Consider the following 16,509-nt stretch of genomic DNA (forward strand, 5'->3'; position numbering starts at 1 on the left):
CACAGTGGACGCGAGCAACTGAGGACAAGCCCTCGGCCTATTAGTACCAGTCAGCTTCACCCGTTACCGGGCTTCCACATCTGGCCTATCAACCCAGTCGTCTACTGGGAGCCTTACCCTCTCAAGGAGGTGGGAATACTCATCTTGAAGCAGGCTTCCCGCTTAGATGCTTTCAGCGGTTATCCCTCCCGAACGTAGCCAACCAGCCATGCCCTTGGCAGGACAACTGGCACACCAGAGGTTCGTCCGTCCCGGTCCTCTCGTACTAGGGACAGCCCTTCTCAATATTCCTACGCGCACAGCGGATAGGGACCGAACTGTCTCACGACGTTCTAAACCCAGCTCGCGTACCGCTTTAATGGGCGAACAGCCCAACCCTTGGGACCGACTCCAGCCCCAGGATGCGACGAGCCGACATCGAGGTGCCAAACCATCCCGTCGATATGGACTCTTGGGGAAGATCAGCCTGTTATCCCCGGGGTACCTTTTATCCGTTGAGCGACGGCGCTTCCACAAGCCACCGCCGGATCACTAGTCCCGACTTTCGTCCCTGCTCGACCCGTCGGTCTCACAGTCAAGCTCCCTTGTGCACTTACACTCAACACCTGATTGCCAACCAGGCTGAGGGAACCTTTGGGCGCCTCCGTTACCCTTTGGGAGGCAACCGCCCCAGTTAAACTACCCATCAGACACTGTCCCTGATCCGGATCACGGACCGAGGTTAGACATCCAGCACGACCAGAGTGGTATTTCAACGGCGACTCCACACCAACTGGCGTTGATGCTTCAAAGTCTCCCACCTATCCTACACAAGCCGAACCGAACACCAATATCAAACTGTAGTAAAGGTCCCGGGGTCTTTCCGTCCTGCTGCGCGAAACGAGCATCTTTACTCGTAGTGCAATTTCACCGGGCCTATGGTTGAGACAGTCGAGAAGTCGTTACGCCATTCGTGCAGGTCGGAACTTACCCGACAAGGAATTTCGCTACCTTAGGATGGTTATAGTTACCACCGCCGTTTACTGGCGCTTAAGTTCTCAGCTTCGCAACCCCGAAAGGTCACTAACCGGTCCCCTTAACGTTCCAGCACCGGGCAGGCGTCAGTCCGTATACATCGCCTTACGGCTTCGCACGGACCTGTGTTTTTAGTAAACAGTCGCTTCTCGCTGGTCTCTGCGGCCACCCCCAGCTCACCAAGCAAGTTGGATCACCAGTGATGGCCCCCCTTCTCCCGAAGTTACGGGGGCATTTTGCCGAGTTCCTTAACCATAGTTCACCCGAACGCCTCGGTATTCTCTACCTGACCACCTGAGTCGGTTTAGGGTACGGGCCGCCATGAAACTCGCTAGAGGCTTTTCTCGACAGCATAGGATCATCCACTTCACCACAATCGGCTCGGCATCAGGTCTCAGCCTTGTATGAGGGACGGATTTGCCTACCCCTCGGCCTACACCCTTACCCCGGGACAACCACCGCCCGGGCTGGACTACCTTCCTGCGTCACCCCATCGCTTACCTACTACAAGTCTGGTTCGTCGGCTCCACCACTTTCCTTTCCCCGAAGGGTCCGGAACGGCTTCACGGACTTAGCATCGCCTGATTCGATATTGGGCGTTTCAAAGCGGGTACCGGAATATCAACCGGTTGTCCATCGACTACGCCTGTCGGCCTCGCCTTAGGTCCCGACTTACCCTGGGCAGATCAGCTTGACCCAGGAACCCTTAGTCAATCGGCGCACACGTTTCTCACGTGTGTATCGCTACTCATGCCTGCATTCTCACTCGTGAACCGTCCACAACTAGCTTCCGCTGCTGCTTCACCCGGCACACGACGCTCCCCTACCCATCACAGCGGGCGTTGGCCCTATAGCTGCAATGACACGACTTCGGCGGTACGCTTGAGCCCCGCTACATTGTCGGCGCGGAATCACTTGACCAGTGAGCTATTACGCACTCTTTCAAGGGTGGCTGCTTCTAAGCCAACCTCCTGGTTGTCTCTGCGACTCCACATCCTTTCCCACTTAGCGTACGCTTAGGGGCCTTAGTCGATGCTCTGGGCTGTTTCCCTCTCGACCATGGAGCTTATCCCCCACAGTCTCACTGCCGTGCTCTCACTTACCGGCATTCGGAGTTTGGCTAAGGTCAGTAACCCGGTAGGGCCCATCGCCTATCCAGTGCTCTACCTCCGGCAAGAAACACACGACGCTGCACCTAAATGCATTTCGGGGAGAACCAGCTATCACGGAGTTTGATTGGCCTTTCACCCCTAACCACAGGTCATCCCCCAGGTTTTCAACCCTGGTGGGTTCGGTCCTCCACGAAGTCTTACCTCCGCTTCAACCTGCCCATGGCTAGATCACTCCGCTTCGGGTCTAGAGCGTGCAACTCAATCGCCCTGTTCGGACTCGCTTTCGCTACGGCTTCCCCACACGGGTTAACCTCGCTACACACCGCTAACTCGCAGGCTCATTCTTCAAAAGGCACGCAGTCACGAGATGCAGCAAGCTGCATCCGACGCTCCCACGGCTTGTAGGCACACGGTTTCAGGTACTATTTCACTCCGCTCCCGCGGTACTTTTCACCATTCCCTCACGGTACTATCCGCTATCGGTCACCAGGGAATATTTAGGCTTAGCGGGTGGTCCCGCCAGATTCACACGGGATTTCTCGGGCCCCGTGCTACTTGGGAAATGAGCAAGCAAGCCGTACAGATTTCAGCTACGGGGGTCTTACCCTCTACGCCGGACCTTTCGCATGTCCTTCGCCTATCCATACGGTTTCTGACTCGCCTCACAGCCGGCAGACCGTGAAAGCTCACTCCCACAACCCCGCATGCGCAACCCCTGCCGGGTATCACACGCATACGGTTTGGCCTCATCCGGTTTCGCTCGCCACTACTCCCGGAATCACGGTTGTTTTCTCTTCCTGAGGGTACTGAGATGTTTCACTTCCCCTCGTTCCCTCCACACTGCCTATGTGTTCAGCAGCGGGTGACAGCCCATGACGACTGCCGGGTTTCCCCATTCGGACACCCCCGGATCAAAGCTCAGTTGGCAGCTCCCCGGGGCCTATCGCGGCCTCTCACGTCCTTCATCGGTTCCTGGTGCCAAGGCATCCACCGTGCGCCCTTAAAAACTTGGCCACAGATGCTCGCGTCCACTGTGTAGTTCTCAAACAACGACCAGCCACCCATCACCCTGATCACAGACAAGCTGGCAAGTTCACTGGGGCCGGCACTGAAGACATGACCAACGGCCGTACCTTCAGGACCCAACAACGTGCCAAGCACGATCCCGTCGACTTTCGCTGTGTTCCACGCCGAAGCAGTACTTACAGGAAGTGTCAGAAACCGTGCCAACTAATCAACGTTCCACCCATGAGCTGACCGTGCAGAACGTTTGTCTGCAATCGGTACTGTGCTCCTTAGAAAGGAGGTGATCCAGCCGCACCTTCCGGTACGGCTACCTTGTTACGACTTCGTCCCAATCGCCAGTCCCACCTTCGACAGCTCCCTCCACAAGGGTTGGGCCACCGGCTTCGGGTGTTACCGACTTTCGTGACGTGACGGGCGGTGTGTACAAGGCCCGGGAACGTATTCACCGCAGCAATGCTGATCTGCGATTACTAGCGACTCCGACTTCATGGGGTCGAGTTGCAGACCCCAATCCGAACTGAGACCGGCTTTTTGAGATTCGCTCCACCTCACGGTATCGCAGCTCATTGTACCGGCCATTGTAGCACGTGTGCAGCCCAAGACATAAGGGGCATGATGACTTGACGTCGTCCCCACCTTCCTCCGAGTTGACCCCGGCGGTCTCCTGTGAGTCCCCATCACCCCGAAGGGCATGCTGGCAACACAGGACAAGGGTTGCGCTCGTTGCGGGACTTAACCCAACATCTCACGACACGAGCTGACGACAGCCATGCACCACCTGTATACCGACCACAAGGGGGGCACTATCTCTAATGCTTTCCGGTATATGTCAAGCCTTGGTAAGGTTCTTCGCGTTGCGTCGAATTAAGCCACATGCTCCGCCGCTTGTGCGGGCCCCCGTCAATTCCTTTGAGTTTTAGCCTTGCGGCCGTACTCCCCAGGCGGGGAACTTAATGCGTTAGCTGCGGCACCGACGACGTGGAATGTCGCCAACACCTAGTTCCCAACGTTTACGGCGTGGACTACCAGGGTATCTAATCCTGTTCGCTCCCCACGCTTTCGCTCCTCAGCGTCAGTAATGGCCCAGAGATCCGCCTTCGCCACCGGTGTTCCTCCTGATATCTGCGCATTTCACCGCTACACCAGGAATTCCGATCTCCCCTACCACACTCTAGCTAGCCCGTATCGAATGCAGACCCGAGGTTAAGCCTCGGGCTTTCACATCCGACGTGACAAGCCGCCTACGAGCTCTTTACGCCCAATAATTCCGGACAACGCTTGCGCCCTACGTATTACCGCGGCTGCTGGCACGTAGTTAGCCGGCGCTTCTTCTGCAGGTACCGTCACTTTCGCTTCTTCCCTGCTGAAAGAGGTTTACAACCCGAAGGCCGTCATCCCTCACGCGGCGTCGCTGCATCAGGCTTTCGCCCATTGTGCAATATTCCCCACTGCTGCCTCCCGTAGGAGTCTGGGCCGTGTCTCAGTCCCAGTGTGGCCGGTCGCCCTCTCAGGCCGGCTACCCGTCGTCGCCTTGGTAGGCCATTACCCCACCAACAAGCTGATAGGCCGCGGGCTCATCCTTCACCGCCGGAGCTTTCCACCGCAGAAGATGCCTTCCGCAGTCGTATCCGGTATTAGACCCCGTTTCCAGGGCTTGTCCCAGAGTGAAGGGCAGATTGCCCACGTGTTACTCACCCGTTCGCCACTAATCCACCCCGAAGGGCTTCATCGTTCGACTTGCATGTGTTAAGCACGCCGCCAGCGTTCGTCCTGAGCCAGGATCAAACTCTCCATGAATGTTTACCCGTGATCGGGTGCACACGCACGAAAGAGCGGGCGCATCATGTCGGAATATGACCGACGCGCCACAACGTCCTCGCTGTGTTTGTCGCCTGCCAGTGCCCGAAGGCCCGACAGGTCTTTTTCAAAGGAACCTCATCCACCGGAGTGGACGGGGTATCAACTTCTGGCGTTGATTTTTGGCACGCTGTTGAGTTCTCAAGGAACGGACGCTTCCTTCGTACTCACCCTCAGCAACATCGGCTGGGGCTTTCCTCCGGGCTTTCGTTCTGCTGTCTTGCGTTTCCAACTCTACCAGATCATTTCCGCGCCGTTTCCGGTTTCGGATTTGAATTCGGTGACCGTTGGGGGTCTTTGCCTTTCGGCGTTCACTACGTTAGCGCTTTTCCCTTGCGACTCATAATCGAGCCGCCGGCCGGGAATTCGGGCACGCCGAATAGAGCCCCGCCAAGGGTAGGTCGTAGGTAGTGGGTTGGCCGCTCCCGGGGTCTGCCGATGGCAGTGCCCGTAAAAGCGGCTCGAACTACGTTAGGCGTCCGGCATGGGGGAGTCAAGTTGAGCGGCGGCGGGGCGCGTGGGCCCGGTACGGGCTCACCGTCGGGTCGTGAGTGATCCAGAAGCGGTACGGGTGGTCCGCGCCGGCTCCGCCGACTCCCGTGCGCGGCCCGCTGCTCACCAGATCGGACGAGGTGGGAGTGCCCGCGAGGAGGGACAGGGGGGAATCGGGGCCTCCGCAGAGGTCGGTCCCGTCCAGCGAACGGTCCACGTCCAGAGCCGTGGCGAGGCGAGCCGGCCCCTTGGCGAGTTCCCGTGGGTTTCTGGCTGAAACCCGACGTTTGGCGGCCAGGTCGGCGCCGACCGTGATCTCGCCCGCGCGCACCAGGACCCCGCTCGCGTGGCCTGCCGGGCCGCACACCAGGTTCAAGCTGAACCACATGCCGTAGATGAAGTAGACGTACGCGTGTCCGGGCGGGCCGAACATCGATGCGTTCCGTGCCGTGCGCCCGCGGTAGGCGTGCGAGCCCGGATCGGACTCCCCCTCGTACGCCTCCACCTCCGTGATGCGCAGTTCCAGGGGGCCCTCCTCGGTACGCCGGACGAGGGTGCGGCCGAGGAGGTCCGGGGCCACGGTGAGGACCGGGCGGTCGAAGAAGGACCGGGACAGGGGCGTACGGTCAGGACGCGCGCTCATCCGGTCGAGCGTAGTGGACCGCGCCCACCTGCAACCGGGGCCTAATGTTCCGCGTTGGTAAGGGGTAGTCGCGGCGTAGTCGCCAGATCGTTCAAGGGGAGTTTGAGCATGGGCTTCAAGAAGCTGTTCGCGAGCCTGGGTGCCGGTGGTGCTTCGGTGGACACGATCATCACCGAGCCGAACGTCGTTCCGGGCGGGATCGTCCAGGGCGAGGTCCGGATCCAGGGCGGATCCGTGGAGCAGCAGATCGAGGGGCTGTCCGTCGGGCTGCAGGCGCGGGTCGAGGTCGAGGGCGGGGACCAGGAATACAAGCAGGACGTCGTCTTCACCAAGCAGCGCCTCGGCGGGGCCTTCAAGGTGCAGGCCGGTGCGCTGCACGTGGTGCCGTTCGCGATGGAGATCCCCTGGGAGACGCCGATCACGCACTTCGCGGGTCAGCACCTGCACGGCATGAACATCGGGGTCAGCACCGAGCTGGAGATCGCCCGTGCGGTCGACGCCGGCGACCTCGACCCGATCAACGTGCACCCGGTGCCGGCGCAGCAGGCGATCCTGGACGCCTTCCGGCAGCTGGGCTTCACCTTCCGCAGCGCGGACATGGAGCGGGGGCACATCCGCGGGACGCGGCAGACGCTGCCCTTCTACCAGGAGATCGAGTTCCTGCCGCCGTCGCAGTACCGGGGGCTGAACCAGGTCGAGCTGACCTTCGTCTCGGACGGCCGGGAGATGGACGTCGTCCTGGAGATGGACAAGAAGCCGGGTCTGTTCAGCGAGGGCAGTGACACCTACCGCTGCTTCCAGGTGGGTCTGCAGTCGTACCAGGGCACGGACTGGGCGGCGTACCTGAACCAGTGGATCGCCTCGGTGGGCTCGCAGCGCAACTGGTTCTGACGCGCTGCTTCTGATCCGGACGGCGGGTACGGGCCCCGGACGCCAGTGGTGTCCGGGGCCCGTCCGCGTCTGCGGGTGGGGGACCGCATCCGGGTCCGGGGGCGGGCAGGGGCGGTGTCGCCGTGCGATGCGCTCATGCGCCGGAGCTTTAGGCTCCGTCCTTGCAGGGTTCGCCATTCCGACCAGGAGGTCTTGACGTGTCCGAACGTGACAGGGCGCCGCTCCCCCATGATTTCCATCCCGAGGTGCACGAGTTCACCGTGACGAGTGAGGACGTCTCCCACGGAGCCGACCTGCACGCCGCCCAGGTCCTCACGGGGAAGAACGTCTCGCCGCACCTGCGCTGGGAGGGCTTCCCCGAGGGGACGAAGAGCTTCGCCGTGACCTGCTTCGACCCGGACGCGCCGACGGGCAGTGGGTTCTGGCACTGGGTCCTCTTCGACCTGCCCGTCTCGGTGACGGAGCTGCCGGCCGGTGCGGGCACCGGGGACTTCCCGGGCCTGCCGGAAGGTGCCGTGCACGCGCGGAACGACTACGGGACGCGGGACTTCGGCGGTGCGGCCCCGCCGCGCGGGGAGCGGCACCGCTACGTCTTCACCGTGTACGCGGTGGACCGCGAGCAGCTCGGCCCGGACGAGGACTCCTCGCCGGCGGTCGTCGGTTTCCATCTGCGGTTCCACGCCCTGGGGCGTGCGCAGCTCGTCGCCGAGTACGAGGCGCCCGCCGCGCGCTGATCGTTCGCCCGGCGTTCGCCCGGTCCTGGTCTAAAGAAGGCCGGGACCGGGCATTTTTATTGCGTTGTCCCGCGTGGCGCGCGCGGCCAGAGTGGTTGCGGGCCCTGCCGCCATGGTGGTCGCGGGCCTGCACACGGGAGGTGGGCGAGATGCGGGACACGCTGGTGCTGAATGCGAGCTTCGAGCCGCTGTCGACGGTGACGTTGAACCGGGCTGTGGTTCTGGTGCTCCAGGACAAGGCCGTCGTCGAACGGTCGCACCCCGATCTCCGTGTCCGCGCAGCCACCATGGATCTTCCGATGCCCCGTGTGATCAGGCTCTGCAGGTACGTCAGGGTGCCCTTCCGAAGACATGCTCCCTGGTCGCGGAGGGGGGTCCTGGTCCGGGACCAGCACCGGTGCGCCTACTGCGGCAAGCGCGCGACGACGGTGGACCACGTGCTGCCGAGGGCCCAGGGCGGTGGGGACACCTGGCTGAACACGGTGGCGTCCTGCGCCGAGGACAACCACCGCAAAGCGGCCCGGACTCCGGAGGAGGCGGGGATGCCGCTCCTCCGGAAGCCCTTCGTGCCGTCTCCGGCGGATGCCATGCTGCTCGCGCTGGGGGTGGCCGGGCAGGAGGCGCTCCCGGAGTGGCTGGAGCGTTCCGCCTAGACCGTCCGCCTGGACCGTCTCCGCTGAGCGGCGTAGTGCTCCTACGTCGCTCAGCGGACCAGCAGTTGGACGATTGCGAGGACCCCGACCGTCACGATGACGCCGCGCAGGACGGTCGGCGGGAGACGGCGGCCGACCTTGGCGCCGATCTGCCCGCCGATCGTCGAGCCGACGGCGATGAGGAGCACGGCCGTCCAGTCGAACTCGGCGACGAACAGGAAGAAGACGGCCGCGATGCCGTTCACCAGGGCGGCGATGACGTTCTTGACGGCGTTGATCCGTTGCAGGTCGTCGTGGAGCAGCAGGCCCATCAGCCCGAGGTAGAGCACGCCCTGGGCCGCGCCGAAGTAGCCGCCGTAGGCGCTGGAGAGCAGCATGCCGCCGAGCAGGGCCGGGCCGCCGTCGGGGTGGCCGGTGTCGCCGCCGGCGGCTTCCTGGCGCCGTCGCAGGGCGGCGGCGAGCCGGGGCTGCAGGACGACGAGGACGAGTGCGAGTCCGATCAGGATCGGCACGATGGTGTCGAAGGACTCCGACGGCAGGGCGAGGAGCAGAGCCGCGCCCGTGAGCCCTCCGACGGCCGAGACCGAGCCGAGGCGCAGGATGCGGGCGCGCTGCCCCTGGAGCTCCTTGCGGTAGCCGATGGCCCCGCTGATCGAACCGGGCACCAGGCCCAGGGTGTTGGACACGTTGGCGGTGACCGGTGGCAGGCCGGTGGCCAGCAGCACCGGGAAGGTGATGAGGGTGCCGGACCCGACGATGGTGTTGATCGTGCCCGCGCCGATGCCGGCGGCGAGGACCGCGAGTGCTTCCCAGATGGACATGGACTGTGCCATCCCCTTTGCATGAGTGAGTCGCCTCCCCGCCATGAAGGTCGAGGGGCCTCACTGATCATGCATCAGGGGGCGTGCGGGCTCAGTCGATGGGGGGCTGCTCGCGACGTTCCGCGGAGTCCTTGTCGCGTGCGGCCGGGATGCCGCCGCCGTCCTTGCCGGAGCCCTGCGGGTTGAAGCCCGAACCTCCGCCGAGGGGCCCGAAGTTGCCCATGGCTCCGGAGAGGCCCTTGAGCGCGTCGCCGATCTCGCTGGGCACGATCCAGAGCTTGTTGGCGTCGCCCTCGGCGATCTTCGGAAGCATCTGCAGGTACTGGTAGGCGAGGAGCTTCTGGTCGGCGTCGCCCGCGTGGATGGACTCGAACACCGTACGGATGGCCTGCGCTTCGCCCTCGGCCTTGAGTGCGGCGGCCTTGGCCTCACCCTCGGCGCGCAGGATGGAGGACTGCTTCTCACCCTCGGCGCGCAGGATCTCGGACTGCCGGACACCCTCGGCCTGGAGGATCGCGGCGCGCTTGTCGCGGTCGGCGCGCATCTGCTTCTCCATCGAGTCCTGGATGGAGGTGGGCGGCTCGATGGCCTTGAGCTCGACGCGGTTGACGCGGATGCCCCACTTGCCGGTGGCCTCGTCGAGGACCCCGCGCAGGGCGGCGTTGATCTCCTCGCGGGAGGTGAGGGTGCGCTCCAGGTCCATGCCGCCGATGATGTTGCGGAGCGTGGTGACGGTGAGCTGCTCGATGGCCTGGATGTAGCTGGCCACTTCGTACGTCGCGGCCCGGGCGTCGGTCACCTGGTAGTAGATGACGGTGTCGATGTTGACGACCAGGTTGTCCTGGGTGATGACGGGCTGCGGCGGGAAGGGGACGACCTGTTCGCGCAGGTCGATCCGGTTGCGGATGGAGTCGATGAACGGGACGACGATGTTGAGGCCCGCGTTGAGGGTGCGGGTGTAGCGGCCGAACCGCTCGACGATGGCGGCGCTGGCCTGCGGGATCACCTGGATCGTCTTGACCAGTGCGATGAAGACCAGAACCACCAGAATGATCAGGACGATGATGATCGGTTGCATGCGGTTCCCCGTGCCCTTCCGGCTGTCTGTGCTGCCCCGTTGATCGGAGTCTCGCAGACCTGTGGGCCGCGAGCAGGCTGCTTCTCACATCACGACGGCGGTCGCCCCGTCGATCTCCACCACGTCGACGGACTGGCCGGGCTCGAAGCTGGTGTCCGAGTCGAGGGTGCGGGCGGACCAGACCTCGCCGGCGAGCTTGATGCGGCCGCCGCTGCCGTCGACGCGTTCGAGGACGACTGCGGTTCTGCCCCGCAACGCGTCGATTCCGCTGCGGTGTTGGGGCCGCTGGTCGCGGTGCCGGTTGGCGATGGGCCGGACGACGGCGATGAGCGCGACCGACACGACCACGAACACCAGGACTTGGGCCACCACTCCCCCGCCGAGAGCCGCCGTGACGGCCGCCGCCACCGCCCCGACGGCGAACATGCCGAACTCCGGCATGGCGGTCAGGACCAGGGGGATGCCCAGTCCGACCGCGCCGATGAGCCACCACACCCACGCGTCGATGTCCACGTGGTCATGGTAGGTCGGGTGGGCACGGTCGGGACAGGGTGCGGGCGCCCGTACCCGTAGGGTGACCGGCGCGGCGGCGGCCCGGTCCTGATCCGCCGGACACCCCCTAGCCGAGGGGCAGGCCCTGGGCGGTCCAGCGGTCGGTCCCGTTGCGCTCGACGACCAGGGGGAGGCCGAAGCAGAGCGAGAGGTTACGGGAGGTCAGTTCGAGGTCGATGGGACCGGCGGTGACGACCTTGCCCTGGCGGATCATCAGGACGTGGGTGAAGCCGGGGGCGATCTCCTCGACGTGGTGCGTGACCATGACCATGGAGGGGGCGAGCGGGTCGCGGGCGAGACGGCCGAGGCGGCGTACGAGGTCCTCGCGGCCGCCGAGGTCGAGGCCGGCGGCGGGCTCGTCGAGGAGCAGGAGTTCGGGGTCGGTCATCAGCGCGCGGGCGATCAGGGTGCGCTTGCGCTCGCCCTCGGAGAGGGTGCCGAACTTCCGGTCGAGGTACTCGGTCATGCCGAGGCGGTCGAGGAAGGCGCGGGCGCGCTGCTCGTCGACGGCCTCGTACTCCTCCTGCCAGGTCGCCGTCATGCCGTAGGCGGCGGTGAGGACGGTCTGCAGGACGGTCTGCCGCTTGGGGAGCTTGTCGGCCATCGCGATGCCGGCCACGCCGATGCGGGGGCGCAGCTCGAAGACGTCGACCTTGCCGAGGGTGCTGCCGAGGATGGTGGCGGAGCCCTTGGTGGGGAAGAGGTAGCTGGAGGCGAGGTTCAGCAGAGTGGTCTTGCCGGCGCCGTTGGGGCCGAGGATCACCCAGCGCTCGCCTTCCTTCACCGACCAGGAGACCTGGTCCACCAGAGCCCGGCCCTCGCGGACCACGGATACGTCCACCAGCTCCAGAACATCGCTCATGAGCGTGTTGTCACCCCTTGCAGTCACGGTTCGGCTCTCTGTGCGCCGGTAGACGCAGCCCCAGGGGAAAACCTACGCCACTCGGGAAGGGGTCCGGGGCCGGGGCCCGGTGCCGGGGGCGATCCGTAAAGTGGGGGGATGCTTTTCGAACCACGTTCAGGGCGGCTGGCCGCCTGGGGGAACGCGCTGCTGGCCGGTCTGGTCTCGCCCGACGAAGCCGCGATGTCGATCGTGGGTGAGGACTCCGTGCACCGGGTGGCGGGTCTGCCGGGCGAGACGGGTCCGGTCGGGCTCACGCTGGCGCTCGGCCGGCTGCGCGCGCTGGGGGTGTCGGGTCTGCGGGTCGCGCTGCCGGCGCCGGGGCATCCGCTGGGGCTGAGCGGGCCGCCGGAGTTCAACGCGCGGGCGCTGGAGGCCGAGGAGGCGGTCGTCGCGGTGGGTGCGGCGCTGGGGCTGGTGCCGGAGGTGGTCGAGGCCGGTCCGGCCGGTGACGTGCACGTGTCGGTGACCTGGCACGTACTGCCGGTACGGGAGGCCCCGCCGGCGGATGTGCCGTCGCTCGGCGAGGCGGAACGTGAGCTGGCGGAGGCGCTGCGCGAGGCGACGGTGGTACTGACCCGGCTGGATGTGGCGGGGTCGGGTCCGGTGGCGGAGGCGGCGCTGTCGGCGTACCGGGCGCGGGCGGACGCGGGGCGGGAGGCGCTGGCGCCGGGGTATCCGGCGCGGGCGGTACGGGTGCTGGCGTTGGCGCAGCGGGTGGACCTGATGGTGTCGCTGGCGTACGAGAGCGGGCACGGGGGTGCGGTGGCCGCTTCGGAGATGGCGGCGCGGTCGGAGGCGCTGCGGCCGGTGGAGCGGGTTGCGCGGCGGGCGCTGGTTGCGGCGTACAACTCGGCGGTGGAGCAGCACTAGCGGTGGAGCAGCACTAGGGGGTGTCCGGCGGATCGGGGTCGGACGGCCTGGGTCGTCCGGTGCCATGGGGTCTCCCCAGGCCCGCAGGGCCGAGGGGAAGGAATGCAAGGCGGAGGAGGGAGCCCACGCGGAGCGTCGGCGACCGACGACAACGCGGCAGGCCGCGGTGCCGGGCGGCCCGGGCCCGGCCCTGATCCGCCGGACACCCCCTAGCAATACGCCTCCGGCGAGGTACGGGGGGACCCGGGCCGCGCCCGGGCTCCGTGGGCTCCGCCCCACCCTCCGCGCTTCGAACCGCCGGCGGGGCGTGACGGTGCGCGCCCGGGTCCGGCGGGGCTGGGGTGGGTGGGGGCGCCTCAGACGCCGGCGGGGCCGGATGGGGTCGGCGGGGCCGTCTGTGTGGCGACGCCTGTGGGGCCGTTGCCCACGGGGATGGTGGCTGTGGGGGTGGACGTTTCGGTGTCGATCACGGTCAAGGTGTCCGCGTCGAAGTTGCTGACGTGGACGTGGGAGCCGTCCGAGGCGATGGCGAGGCCGTTCGGGCCGTCGCCCACGGCGATGGTGTCCGTGACGGTGTGGCTGCGGGTGCTGATGACCGACACGGTGTCCGATCCGATGTCGGCGACGTAGACGCGGCGGCCGTCCGGTCGTACGCCGATGCCGGCGGGCTGGTCACCGACCGGGACGCGGGCCGTCTCGGTGCCTTCCCGGAGGTCGACCACCGACACGTCGTCCGAGGTCAGGTTGGAGACGTAGAGGTGGCGGCAGTCGGGGGCGAGCGCGAGCGCGGTGGGTCCGGCGCCGACGGGGACGGCGCCGGTGACCGTGCCGTCGTCGGTGCGGATGACCGAGACGCTGTCGGAACCGGCGTTGGCGACGTACAGGGTGCGTCCGTCCGGTGTCACCGCCAGGCCCAGGGGCGCGTCGCCCACGGCGATGGTGTCCGTGACGGTGGCGGTGGCGGCGCTGATCACCGACACGGTGTCCCCGGCGACGTTGGCCACGTAAATGCGCTCGTTGTCCGGTGAAACGGTCACTCTGCTCGGTTCCCGCCCGACTCCGATCGTTTCGACGACCGTCCTGGTGCGGGTGTCGATCACGGACACGGTGTCCGCGGCGGAGTCGGTGACGTAGAGGCGGGCGCCGTCGGGGCTGACGGCGACGCTGTCGGGCCCGTCGCCCACGGGCACGTCGTCCACGACGCCGCCGGTGCGGGGGTCGACGACCGAGACGGTGTCGGAGTGCAGGTTCGCGACGTAGACGACGGGGCCGGGCCGCTCGGGCGGTGCGGCGGCCAGTCCCGTCAGGGCCGCGGTCGCGCAGAGTACGGCGGCGGTCCGGCGTACGAGGTCCCCGTTCCTTGTCATGCGGGCCACGCTAGGTCGGCCGGTGGCGCGGCGCGGTGAGGCTCGCGCCGGGGGCGCGGGACGGCACCCGTACGCCGTCCGGCCACGCCGATGCGGCCCCGCTTCCAGGGAGAGGGGGGAAGCGGGGCCGCATGTCGGGGCGGGGTCAGGCGTTCACGCCGGTGTTGCCCCAGGCGCCGTTGAGCAGGCCGATCACGTTGACCGTGTTGCCCACGACGTTCACGGGGACGTGCACCGGGGCCTGGACGAGGTTCCCCGAGGCCACGCCGGGCGAGTTCAGGGCCTCGCCCTCCGCCGACGCACCGCCGTGCGCCGAGGAGACACCCGCGCCGGCGGCGAGGAGGCCGCCCGCGATCATGGTGACGGCTGCGGCCTTCTTGAAGTTCTTCACGTTCTCGTCCTCCAGTACGTCGGCCGCGACCAGCCGTCGCGGCACGCCATGGAGAACGGCCGCCCCACGGCCGGGGATACGCCATGTGGGCTACATACACCCGACCGTATGAATCTCAGACCGGAAGGAGTCGGTCCGATTCGGCCGCCTCAGTCCGTGATTCCGTGCCTGACCGCCCACAATGCGGCCTGGGTCCGGTCGGAAAGGTCCAGCTTCATCAGGATGTTCGAGACGTGCGTCTTGACCGTCTTCTCGGACAGCACCAGCGCGCGGGCGATCTCGCGGTTGGAACGGCCGTCCGCGATGAGGCCGAGGACCTCGCGTTCGCGGTCGGTCAGCGCGCCGGGCCGGCCCGCCGCGGGGCTCTGCTCCTCCTGTGCGAGCAGGACCTCGGCCACCTCCGGCTGGAGCAGGACGTGTCCGGCGTGGACGGAGCGGATGGCTCCGGCCAGGGCGTCGGGGTCGATGTCCTTGTAGACGTATCCGGCGGCGCCCGCGCGCAGGGCGGGGACCACGGTCCGCTGCTCCGTGAAGCTGGTGACGATCAGCACGCGCGCGGGGTTCGCCAGCTCGCGCAGCCGCCGCAGGGCCTCGATGCCGTCGGTGCCCGGCATCTTCACGTCCATGAGGATCACGTCGGGGCGCAGTTCCTCGGCGCGGGCGATGCCCTCCTCGCCGTCGGAGGCCTCCCCGACCACCTCGATGTCCTCCTGGACCTCCAGGAAGGTGCGCAGGCCCCGCCGGACCACCTGGTGGTCGTCCACCAGCAGGACCCGGATGCGGCTGCCGCTTCGGCCGGTGCTCTCAGCCACCGGGGACCTCCATCTCGATCGTGGTGCCCTGCCCGGGCTCCGAGTGCACGGTGAGGCGGCCTCCGACGCCGCTCGCGCGGTCCCGCATGGAGACCAGGCCCAGATGACGGCCCGCCCGGCGGACGGCCCGGGGGTCGAAGCCCTTGCCGGAGTCGACGACCTTGAGGACCGCGCCCCCGGCGGGCGTCCGGGCCAGGGTGACCTCGACCCGGTCGCCGTCCGAGTGGCGCAGGGCGTTGTGGAGGGCCTCCTGGGCGACGCGCAGCACCGCTTCCTCCTGGGCCGCGGGGAGGGCCCGTACGCCGTCGCAGGTGAAGGTGACGTGCGCGGTGTGGGCGCGGTCGAGCACGTGCACGTGCGTGCGCAGGGTGGCCACCAGGCCGTCCTCGTCCAGGGCCGCCGGGCGCAGCTCGGTCACGGCGGCGCGCAGTTCGTCGGCGGCCTCCGCCGCGAGGGCGGCCACCTGCTGGAGTTCGTCCTTGGCGCGGGCCGGGTCGCGGTCGACGAGGGCCGCGGCGGCCTGGGCGGTCAGGCGCAGGGAGAAGAGCTTCTGGCTGACGGCGTCGTGCAGCTCGTGCGCGAGGCGGGAGCGTTCCTCCGCGATGGTGAGCTCGCGGCTGCGTTCGTAGAGCCGGGCGTTGGTGAGGGCGATCGCCGCGTGCTGGGCGAGGAGGGAGAGGAGTTCCTGGTCCTCGTCGGTGAAGACGCGGGTGCTGCCGTCGGGGGCGCTGCGCTTGTTCGCGAGGAAGAGCGCGCCGAGGGTCTCCTCGCCGTCCCGGACGGGCATGCCGAGGAAGTCGGACATCTCGGGGTGGGCGGCGGGCCAGCCCTCGAAGCGGGGGTCCTTGCGTACGTCGGCCAGCCGCTCGGGGCCGTTCCGGTGGAGCATCGCGGCCAGGATGCCGTGCTGGCGGGGCAGCGGTCCGATCTGCCGCCACTGTTCCGCGCTGATGCCGTCGACGACGAACTGGGCGAAGCCGCCGTGGTCGTCCGGGACGCCGAGGGCCGCGTACTCGGCGTCCAGCAGTTCGCGGGCCGACACCACGATCGTGCGCAGGACGTCGCGGACCTCCAGGCGGCGGCTCATGGCGAGCAGCGCGGTGCTCACGGCGGCCAGGCCGCTGCGAGGTCCGCCCTGCAGGGGGCTTGCGGTCATGGCCTCACCGTACCGGGGGCCGTGACCTGCGGGATCGGGCGGTGGAGGGACCCGGGGCACCCCGCAGGGCGTAGGTCGAAGGGACCTGTACGGGTGGGGCCGGCGGCCGACGCGGTGGGGGCCCGGCCGTTCCTAG

General features: G+C 66.9%; 13 protein-coding genes and 2 rRNA genes. 4 read left to right on the top strand and 11 right to left on the bottom strand.

What is annotated here, in order from left to right; genetic code table 11:
• Positions 1-20: 20 nt before the first annotated feature.
• From NRK68_RS08025 to NRK68_RS08035, 3 genes are all read right to left on the bottom strand, one after another.
• Positions 21-3,140 (bottom strand): 23S ribosomal RNA (locus NRK68_RS08025).
• Positions 3,141-3,425: 285 nt separating this feature from the next.
• Positions 3,426-4,949 (bottom strand): 16S ribosomal RNA (locus tag NRK68_RS08030).
• Together the 16S and 23S rRNA genes form the textbook arrangement of a ribosomal RNA operon.
• Before the next feature lie 553 nt (positions 4,950-5,502).
• Positions 5,503-6,144 carry a DNA-3-methyladenine glycosylase gene (locus NRK68_RS08035; protein WP_183069641.1) on the bottom strand — a complete coding sequence of 214 codons (642 nt, stop codon included), beginning with the start codon at positions 6,142-6,144 and terminating at the stop codon, positions 5,503-5,505.
• Between the two features lie 108 nt (positions 6,145-6,252).
• Here NRK68_RS08035 and NRK68_RS08040 point away from each other — a divergent pair, with 108 nt between their 5' ends.
• The 3 genes from NRK68_RS08040 (at position 6,253) to NRK68_RS08050 (ending at position 8,422) form a co-directional block, all read left to right on the top strand.
• Positions 6,253-7,035: a sporulation protein gene (locus tag NRK68_RS08040; protein ID WP_183069640.1), complete on the top strand. Its 783-nt coding sequence runs from the start codon at positions 6,253-6,255 to the stop codon at positions 7,033-7,035.
• Between the two features lie 197 nt (positions 7,036-7,232).
• Complete coding sequence (locus tag NRK68_RS08045; protein WP_183069639.1) at positions 7,233-7,769, top strand: YbhB/YbcL family Raf kinase inhibitor-like protein; 537 nt, start codon at positions 7,233-7,235, stop codon at positions 7,767-7,769.
• A gap of 149 nt (positions 7,770-7,918) precedes the next feature.
• On the top strand, positions 7,919-8,422 hold the full coding sequence (locus NRK68_RS08050; protein WP_183069638.1) for an HNH endonuclease: 504 nt from the start codon (positions 7,919-7,921) through the stop codon (positions 8,420-8,422).
• 50 nt (positions 8,423-8,472) lie between these two features.
• Here the strand turns inward: NRK68_RS08050 and NRK68_RS08055 are convergent, their stop codons facing one another.
• From NRK68_RS08055 to NRK68_RS08070, 4 genes are all read right to left on the bottom strand, one after another.
• Positions 8,473-9,243 (bottom strand): sulfite exporter TauE/SafE family protein, encoded by a 771-nt coding sequence (locus NRK68_RS08055; RefSeq protein ID WP_183069637.1) that lies wholly within the window; start codon positions 9,241-9,243, stop codon positions 8,473-8,475.
• 91 nt (positions 9,244-9,334) lie between these two features.
• The gene (locus NRK68_RS08060) at positions 9,335-10,321 is read right to left on the bottom strand and encodes an SPFH domain-containing protein (RefSeq protein ID WP_183069636.1); all 987 of its coding nucleotides are present in this window, start codon (positions 10,319-10,321) and stop codon (positions 9,335-9,337) included.
• A gap of 84 nt (positions 10,322-10,405) precedes the next feature.
• A complete protein-coding gene (locus NRK68_RS08065; protein WP_046775451.1) occupies positions 10,406-10,834 on the bottom strand; it encodes an NfeD family protein in 429 nt (142 codons plus the stop codon).
• Positions 10,835-10,940: 106 nt separating this feature from the next.
• Complete coding sequence (locus NRK68_RS08070; protein WP_030829467.1) at positions 10,941-11,735, bottom strand: ABC transporter ATP-binding protein; 795 nt, start codon at positions 11,733-11,735, stop codon at positions 10,941-10,943.
• 138 nt (positions 11,736-11,873) lie between these two features.
• On the opposite strand from NRK68_RS08070, the gene NRK68_RS08075 reads away from it, so the two are divergent.
• Positions 11,874-12,647 (top strand): Rv1486c family protein, encoded by a 774-nt coding sequence (locus NRK68_RS08075; RefSeq protein WP_257855455.1) that lies wholly within the window; start codon positions 11,874-11,876, stop codon positions 12,645-12,647.
• 356 nt (positions 12,648-13,003) lie between these two features.
• Here NRK68_RS08075 and NRK68_RS08080 read toward each other — a convergent pair whose 3' ends face one another.
• From NRK68_RS08080 to NRK68_RS08095, 4 genes are all read right to left on the bottom strand, one after another.
• Positions 13,004-14,014 (bottom strand): YVTN family beta-propeller repeat protein, encoded by a 1,011-nt coding sequence (locus NRK68_RS08080; protein ID WP_183069634.1) that lies wholly within the window; start codon positions 14,012-14,014, stop codon positions 13,004-13,006.
• Between the two features lie 145 nt (positions 14,015-14,159).
• Complete coding sequence (locus NRK68_RS08085; RefSeq protein WP_030962220.1) at positions 14,160-14,405, bottom strand: chaplin; 246 nt, start codon at positions 14,403-14,405, stop codon at positions 14,160-14,162.
• 149 nt (positions 14,406-14,554) lie between these two features.
• Positions 14,555-15,217 carry a response regulator gene (locus tag NRK68_RS08090; protein WP_183069633.1) on the bottom strand — a complete coding sequence of 221 codons (663 nt, stop codon included), beginning with the start codon at positions 15,215-15,217 and terminating at the stop codon, positions 14,555-14,557.
• Entirely contained in the window at positions 15,210-16,358 is a 1,149-nt protein-coding gene (locus NRK68_RS08095) for a GAF domain-containing sensor histidine kinase (RefSeq protein ID WP_220819651.1), read from the bottom strand. The genes NRK68_RS08090 and NRK68_RS08095 overlap by 8 nt, the downstream gene beginning before the upstream one ends.
• Positions 16,359-16,509: the final 151 nt, after the last annotated feature.

The sequence above is a fragment of the Streptomyces yangpuensis genome (genome assembly GCF_024666385.1).
Taxonomy (GTDB): domain Bacteria; phylum Actinomycetota; class Actinomycetes; order Streptomycetales; family Streptomycetaceae; genus Streptomyces; species Streptomyces yangpuensis.